General features: G+C 69.2%; 4 protein-coding genes. 1 reads left to right on the forward strand and 3 read right to left on the reverse strand.

From position 1 onward, the window contains the following. Nucleotides 1-36 precede the first annotated feature (36 nt). Nucleotides 37-1143 carry an HAD-IIA family hydrolase gene (locus tag ABD260_RS37355; protein ID WP_344241701.1) on the reverse strand — a complete coding sequence of 369 codons (1107 nt, stop codon included), beginning with the start codon at nucleotides 1141-1143 and terminating at the stop codon, nucleotides 37-39. A 24-nt stretch (nucleotides 1144-1167) separates the two neighbouring features. On the opposite strand from ABD260_RS37355, the gene ABD260_RS37360 reads away from it, so the two are divergent. Continuing rightward, nucleotides 1168-2313: a DUF1015 family protein gene (locus ABD260_RS37360; RefSeq protein WP_344241703.1), complete on the forward strand. Its 1146-nt coding sequence runs from the start codon at nucleotides 1168-1170 to the stop codon at nucleotides 2311-2313. Between the two features lie 3 nt (nucleotides 2314-2316). Here the strand turns inward: ABD260_RS37360 and ABD260_RS37365 are convergent, their stop codons facing one another. After that, nucleotides 2317-3081, reverse strand: coding sequence for a CHAD domain-containing protein (locus ABD260_RS37365; protein WP_344241705.1), 765 nt, complete (start codon nucleotides 3079-3081; stop codon nucleotides 2317-2319). 95 nt (nucleotides 3082-3176) lie between these two features. Further along, complete coding sequence (locus ABD260_RS37370) at nucleotides 3177-4064, reverse strand: tetratricopeptide repeat protein (RefSeq protein WP_344241707.1); 888 nt, start codon at nucleotides 4062-4064, stop codon at nucleotides 3177-3179. Nucleotides 4065-6042 lie beyond the last annotated feature (1978 nt).

The raw sequence follows: 6042 nt of genomic DNA on the forward strand, positions 1-6042 counted from the left end.
GGTTAGGGGTGGGGGCGGGTTAGGGGTGGGGGCGGGTTAGGGGGTGAGGCCTATTTGGTGGAGGGCGGGGTCCAGGGTGATGGAGTCGGCGGTGGGGGTGGGTTTTGGGCGTGGGCGGCGGCCTCGGGTGGTGGGTTTCGCGGGCTTGGCGGGTTCCGGTGGTGCGTCGACGGTCGCCCAGACCGCGGACAGTACGGCGCGCAACCCGTCGTACGGCTCGCCCTCGCCCTTTACCGTCACCGCGTTGTTCACGACTTCGGCGGTCCACCCGGCGCACGTGTGCTTCCCGCCCTGCACGGTCACCCCGGGTTGCTTCTCGGCCAGCGCACCGAGCCCCGCCCCCACGTACGTCGGCCGCTGGTTCTTCGGCGCCCGCGCCAGGTCGTACGCGTCGTGGACGCCGGTCGCCACCCACAGGCTGGCGATCCCGACCGCGTTCGCGCCCTGGATGTCGGAGTCGAGCCGGTCGCCGATCATCAGCGGCCGCTTGGCCTCCAGCCGTTCGATGCTGGTTTCGAGCAGCGGCGGCTCCGGCTTCCCGGCGACCACCGGGTCCACGTCGACGGCGGCGCGGACGGCCTGCACCAGCGTGCCGTTGCCCGGCGCTTTGCCGGCCGCGGTCGGGATGGTCAGGTCCAGGTTCGTCGCGAACCATTTCGCACCCGCGTGAATCGCGTGCGCGCCGTCCGCGAGCATCACCCAGTTCACATCCGGATGGAACCCTTGTACGACGGCCACCGGCTTCGCGTCGCTGCTCCGCACCGGCGTCAGCCCGTACTCCTCCAGCGCGACGACGAGCCCTTCGCCACCGACCACGAGCACCGGCGAACCCTTCGGGAACTCCTTGGCGACCAGCTTCGCGGCGGCCTGCGCCGACGTCACCACGTCCTCGGTGACCACGTCCAGCCCGAACGACGCGAGGTGCTCGGCAACGACCGCGGCCGGCCGGCTCGCGTTGTTGGTGATGAACCCGATCCGCATGCCTTCCTTGGCAGCTTTCCGCAGGTTCTCGGGCGCGTCCGGTACCGGGTCCGGGCCGACGTACACGACGCCGTCCAGGTCCAGCAGCGCCACGTCGTACCGGCTCGCAAGCGGTTCGTCACACGCCGAGAGCGGTTCGGGCGAGGTACGTTCCGTGCTCATGCTTCACCCCGTACGATTCCGCGCATGCCGGATGCGGTCCTCAAACTCGACCCGCTGCGTGCCTGGCGGTTCGTCGCCGGGAAGGTGAGCGGGCTCGGCGCGGTCACGTCGCCGCCGTACGACGTGCTGGAACCCGCCATCGTCCGGCGGCTGACTGACTCTGATCTGCACAACATGGTGAGGCTCATCCTTCCACGCGATCCGGACCTCGGACCGTCCCGGTACGACGAACCGGCGCGACGGTTGGTTGGCTGGCAACGCGACGGCATCGTGGTGCAGGACGAACGGCCCGCGCTCTATGTGTACGAGCAGCGGCTGCGCGGCGCCGTACTGTGCGGCCTGGTCGGATCGCTCCGCCTGGATCCGGCACGCCGCGTGGTACTTCCCCACGAGAACGTGATGCCGCACTGGGTCGACGACCGGCTCCGGTTGATGGAGGCGACGGACGCCGACCTGGAGCCGATTCTGCTCGCGTACGCCGACGGTGGCGTCGCAAGCGATGCAGTGGACGCGGCACGTGCTGGGGAGCCGTGGCTGGAAGCGGAGACGTACAACGGTGCCGAGCATCGCATCTGGCGGATCGACGACCCGGTGGCGCTGGCCGAGATCGAGGCTGAGCTGGCGAAGCACGAGGCAGTCATCGCGGACGGCCACCACCGGTACGCGGCCTATCTGGAACGACAGCTGCGCGCACCGTACCGGCCGAGTGCTGATGTCGGCTTGGCGATGCTGGTGGACTACGTACGTCATCCACTGACGCTGGACCCGATCCACCGGGTAGTACCTGGGCTGGAGCTCGCGACAGTTCAGGCGCGTACGCCACCTGGTTGGCAGATGCAGCCCGGCCGGGTAGAGGGCGATCCGAACCGCATCTCAGTGACAGACGGCACCAGCTGGCTGACGCTGCACTCCGCATCCGACGCACCAGCGGTCACACTGCTCCACGAGGTGCTCCTGCCGAGCTGGGGCGCTGTGGAGCAGGACATCTCGTTTCACCACACGCTAGACGATGCACTGGCGCTGGCAGGCCCTCAGCGGGCCGCTGTGGAGCTCACAGCACCAGAGATGGACCAGGTACTACGGTCGGCGGCGCAGGGCGTAGTACTGCCGCAGAAGGCCACGTCGTTCGGTCCGAAGCCACGGGTAGGGTTGTTGTTCCGGACGCTGTGACGCTCAGGGCCGGTGGTACAGGCTCAGGAACTGCTCGCGGAGGGGTTTGCGGGCCGCACGGTGACGTTCGGTGAGCCGTCCGAGGGTGAAGGACAGCTCCGGGTCGTCCTGTGCAGCAGCGTCCGCCGCCATCGCAGTCAGGGCATCCGCTGCGGCGCAGTGGTCTTGGTGCTGACCGAGCAGCTCCTGGTACGTGGCCGCGTGCGCTGCAGTTGTTTTCGCTTCTGCTCCTAGAACACCGGCGCTGGTGTCGGCCGCGTACCGGACGCGCTTTGCCAACAGCCGCACCTCGTGCCAGTCGTCATCGGGCGTCCAGGGCTTCAGCTTGCCGGCCGCGTCCTCGAGCTTCACGGTGGCGGTGTGCAGCAGCTGCGGCAGGACCTCACTGCACGGTTGGGCGGCAGTGGGCTTCAGGTCAGGCGCTGCGGCGATCGCTTCGAGGGTGGTGAGCAGGTCGCGCGTCTGCTCGCCCAGTACCACCTCGGCCGACCGCGCCGCCGCCCGCTCTAGCTGCACGGTCAGCTTGGTCAGGATCGTGTCGACGTGTTCCGGGTTGTCTTCGCTGGTGGCGGTTTCGCGGACCAGCGCGGCGATCACTTCCAGATCCCGCGCCTCACCACACGCCTGCGCCAGCCCGGCCAGATCAGCCCGGAGCTCCGTCGCCCACTCGCCCGCCGGAAACGTCCGGAACAACTTCAGATCACTCCGCAAGCGCCGGCACGAAACCCGCACCTGGTGAAGCGCGTCGTCCTCCCCGCGCTCCACCATCCCCACAGCCCCAGCCAGCCGCCCACTTCCCTTGGCGAGCGCAACCCCCACCAACTCACCAACACTCAGCCCCTCAAGCCGTCCCCCCACAGCCCTTACTCCCCGCGACCCTTCTCCGCCAGTCCACCCTCAGCATCCACAGTGCCCTTGGCGTCGTCCTCGTCCGCCTCGCCACTGCCCACGCCGTCGCCATCCCCGTGATCCGCGGCACCGTCAGCCCCGGCGTCGTCCTCGTCGGTCTCGTCGACGGCGTCGGTTTCGGCAACGTCCTGAGGCTCGTCTTCGGCGTCGTCTGACGCATCGCCGGTGTACTCGTCTTCGGGGTACTCGTCCTCGTCGTCGAGTTCCTCGTCGTCCAGGTCGGTGAACTCAAGTCCTTCGAGTTCCGCCGCACGCTCGGCCGCGCCGGTCACACCATCACCGTCGACACCAGCCGCCCGGTGGAACCAAACGAGCGCGTCGTCAGTACGCCCGGCTTCCGCAAGCGCATCCGCATACGCGTACCGCAACCGAGGCAACCACTCCGCCCGCGTCCGCTTGGTCAGCTCCGGCACTTCAAGCATCTGAACCGCCGCCGCCGTCTGCCCAAGATCCCGCCGGGCCCCGGCCGCCACGATCAGCAACTCGATCTGCGTCGGCTCCGACAGATCCCGCGCATGCTTGTCCTTGATCAGCGCAAGCGCCTTGTCCGGCCGCCCGAGCGCCCGCTCGCAGTCGGCCATCATCGCGAGCACCTCATGGTTCCCGGTCATCCGCCGAACCGCCCGGAACTCGGTCAGCGCCTCGTCATAGTGCTCGGCCAAGTACGCCGTGATCGCGACCGCCTCGCGTACGCCACCAAGCCGCGCCGCCAACCGCCGCGCCGTCCGAGCATGCTGGTACGCCAGCTCAGGATCGTCATCGAGGAACCGCCCCGACGCGACCAGATGCTGCGCGACCAGATCCGCCAACGTCCGCGGCAACGACCGCAGCTCCGCCTTCACGCCACGGTCGAGCTCAGCCCCGGTAACCCCTTCCGGAATCTTCGGATCGTCCCGCCGCGGCCCGACCTTCTCTTCCCGCTCATCATCCCGCCGGAACCCACCCCGCCGGTCCCCCGCACCACCAGAACGCGAACCGCCACTCCCCCGCCGCTCAAACGCCCCACCCGCCCGCGACCCACCGGCCCCACGCCCCTCGGAACCGCCGCCGGCACGCGACCCACGCCCCTCAAACGAACCACCGGAGCGCGACCCACCAGCCCCACGACTCTCGTACGAACCACCGGCGCGCGACCCACCAGCCCCACGGCCCTCGGAACCGCCGCTCCCACGACGCTCACCCGATCCGCCAGCAGCCGACCGGTCATACCCACCAGGCCCGCGCCCAGCAACCCGGCCACCAGTCCCCCGGCTCTCCCCAGCCCGACCGCCAAACCCACCACGCTCGTCCCGGCCCCCCGACCGGTATCCCCCGGACCGCTCATCCCGGTCACCACCGCGACTGTCGCCGTATCCACGCTCATCGCGCGAACCACCGGACCGGTTCTCGCGGTAGTCACCGCGATCGTCACGGGAACCACCTGACCGGTTGTCCCGGTACCCACCGCGATCGTCACGCGATCCACCGGACCGGTTGTCCCGATGTCCGCCACGGTCGTCACGCGAACCACCCGAGCGACTGTCCCCATATCCACGGTCATCGCGCGAACCACCCGACCGGTTATCCCGGTACCCGCCGCGATCGTCACGGGAACCACCGGACCGGTTGTCGCGGTATCCACCGCGGTCATCACGCGATCCACCGGAGCGGTTGTCGCGATAGCCACCGCGATCATCGCGAGAGTACCCACCGCGGTCGTCGCGGGAGCCGCCTGATCGGTTGTCGCGGTAGCCGCCGCGGTCGTCGCGGGAGTTGGTGGAGCGACCGCCGCGGTCGTCACGGTTCAGCTGGCCGCCGAACGGGTCGCGGTCAGCCTTGTCATCTCCTCGCGAGCCGGCAAAACCACGCCGATTCTCATACGAGTTGCCGTCCCGGTACGAACCACCGGACCGGCCGCCCGCACCGCCCGAGCGCGAACCACCAGCGCTCGAACCACCGGAACGCGGGCCACCAGAGCGCGTACCGCCGGCGCCGCGGCCACCTGATCCACCGCTGCCCGATCCCGCACCGCCCGAGCGACCTGAACCGCCCGACCAGCCCGAACTACCGGAACCGCCCGAGTTGCCACCCCAGCCCGAACCACCGGATCCGCCCGAGTTGCCACCCCAGCCCGAACCACCGGATCCGCCCGAGCTGCCGGACCCACTCGAACCGCCTGAGCGGCCGCCCGCGATGTTCCGGCGGTTCGGCCCGCCGCTGCGTCCGGCGGAACCGCCGGATCCGGAGCGATTGCCCGGGTTCGAGCGGTTGGAGTCTGGCCGCCCACCACCTGAGCGACCGGAGCGGCCGCTGCCTCCGGAGGAACCGCGACGGTCCCCAGAGCCGGAGCGAGGATTGCGAGGTGGCGTCGCCACGATGACTCCTAACGATGCAGAAGAACAGTAAGCAGAGAGCTGAGCAGTAATCGGACAAACGTTACCGCCACCAACCACAATCCACCCCATCCAGGTACCCCCGGCGGACTGCCTCGGTGACCAACCTCCACCACAACAACCACCCCCGCCAACCGCTTCCATCCGACCCGCTGACATCGACGCGACGTACGACACGATGTAGCGGCGTTTCTGAGCAGATACGGGGCAAACGCTCCAGCGCACGCCGCGAAACCCAGGGGACGACTGCGTCGTTGGGGTGGCTTGGTACGCCGGTGGTGTCCCGCCGGCGGGATGGTGCGGCCGCCCACCGAGTGTGCTTCCGGCCGAGACGCGGTCGGAGGTGCTCGGTGGGAGTGTCTGGTGCGTACTTGGTCTGGTGCGTATTTGGTGGGGGAAATGTTAAGGGCCACCCCCGGATGGGGGTGGCCCTTAACAGTGTGAATGT

Origin of the sequence: Kribbella hippodromi, from assembly GCF_039531045.1 — a bacterium.
Taxonomy (GTDB): Bacteria; Actinomycetota; Actinomycetes; order Propionibacteriales; family Kribbellaceae; genus Kribbella; species Kribbella hippodromi.